Origin of the sequence: Virgibacillus sp. MG-45, assembly GCF_036409425.1 — a bacterium.
Lineage (GTDB): Bacteria > Bacillota > Bacilli > Bacillales > Amphibacillaceae > LDC-1.
Genome location: NZ_JAXOFU010000022.1, coordinates 1 through 1,699 on the forward strand (window position 1 = coordinate 1; position 1,699 = coordinate 1,699).

The window sequence follows — 1,699 nt, forward strand, 5'->3', positions numbered from 1 at the left end:
TCCTTAGAAAGGAGGTGATCCAGCCGCACCTTCCGATACGGCTACCTTGTTACGACTTCACCCCAATCATTAGTCCCACCTTCGGCGGCTGGCTCCAAAAGGTTACCTCACCGACTTCGGGTGTTACCAACTCTCGTGGTGTGACGGGCGGTGTGTACAAGGCCCGGGAACGTATTCACCGCGGCATGCTGATCCGCGATTACTAGCGATTCCGGCTTCATGTAGGCGAGTTGCAGCCTACAATCCGAACTGAGAATGGTTTTATGGGATTTGCTTCACCTCGCGGCTTCGCTGCCCTTTGTTCCATCCATTGTAGCACGTGTGTAGCCCAGGTCATAAGGGGCATGATGATTTGACGTCATCCCCACCTTCCTCCGGTTTGTCACCGGCAGTCACCTTAGAGTGCCCAACTTAATGCTGGCAACTAAGATCAAGGGTTGCGCTCGTTGCGGGACTTAACCCAACATCTCACGACACGAGCTGACGACAACCATGCACCACCTGTCACTCTGTCCCCGAAGGGAACACACTATCTCTAGTGTTAGCAGAGGATGTCAAGACCTGGTAAGGTTCTTCGCGTTGCTTCGAATTAAACCACATGCTCCACCGCTTGTGCGGGCCCCCGTCAATTCTTTTGAGTTTCAGCCTTGCGGCCGTACTCCCCAGGCGGAGTGCTTAATGCGTTAACTTCAGCACTAAGGGGCGGAAACCCCCTAACACCTAGCACTCATCGTTTACGGCGTGGACTACCAGGGTATCTAATCCTGTTCGCTACCCACGCTTTCGCGCCTCAGCGTCAGTTGCAGACCAGAGAGTCGCCTTCGCCACTGGTGTTCCTCCATATCTCTACGCATTTCACCGCTACACATGGAATTCCACTCTCCTCTTCTGCACTCAAGTCCTCCAGTTTCCAATGACCCTCCACGGTTAAGCCGTGGGCTTTCACATCAGACTTAAAGGACCGCCTGCGCGCGCTTTACGCCCAATAATTCCGGACAACGCTCGCCCCCTACGTATTACCGCGGCTGCTGGCACGTAGTTAGCCGGGGCTTTCTGGTTAGGTACCGTCAAGGTACCGACCTATTCGAACGGTACTTGTTCTTCCCTAACAACAGAGTTTTACGATCCGAAAACCTTCATCACTCACGCGGCGTTGCTCCGTCAGACTTTCGTCCATTGCGGAAGATTCCCTACTGCTGCCTCCCGTAGGAGTCTGGGCCGTGTCTCAGTCCCAGTGTGGCCGATCACCCTCTCAGGTCGGCTACGCATCGTTGCCTTGGTGAGCCGTTACCTCACCAACTAGCTAATGCGCCGCGGGCCCATCTGTAAGTGATAGCCGAAGCCATCTTTTAACTTCTTAACATGTGTTAGGAAGTGTTATCCGGTATTAGCCCCGGTTTCCCGGAGTTATCCCAGTCTTACAGGCAGGTTGCCCACGTGTTACTCACCCGTCCGCCGCTCGTTCCACAAGCGTCACCCCGAAGGGATCTGCTTGCTTCCCGCGCTCGACTTGCATGTATTAGGCACGCCGCCAGCGTTCGTCCTGAGCCAAGATCAAACTCTCCAAAAAAGTTTGTAAGATTGACACCAATCAATCTCAATTTCTTAGCTTGTTCAGAAGTCTTTGCTTCTGATTTTATTTTGAAAAACGAGGTCCGTTTTTCTTGACATACTGGTCGTTTTGTTCAGTTTTCAAAGA

Annotated in this window: 1 rRNA gene; it reads right to left on the reverse strand. The window is 52.9% G+C overall.

Annotated elements, in window-relative coordinates:
- Positions 1 to 7: 7 nt before the first annotated feature.
- A 16S ribosomal RNA gene (locus SPK86_RS15145) occupies positions 8 to 1,570 on the reverse strand.
- Positions 1,571 to 1,699 lie beyond the last annotated feature (129 nt).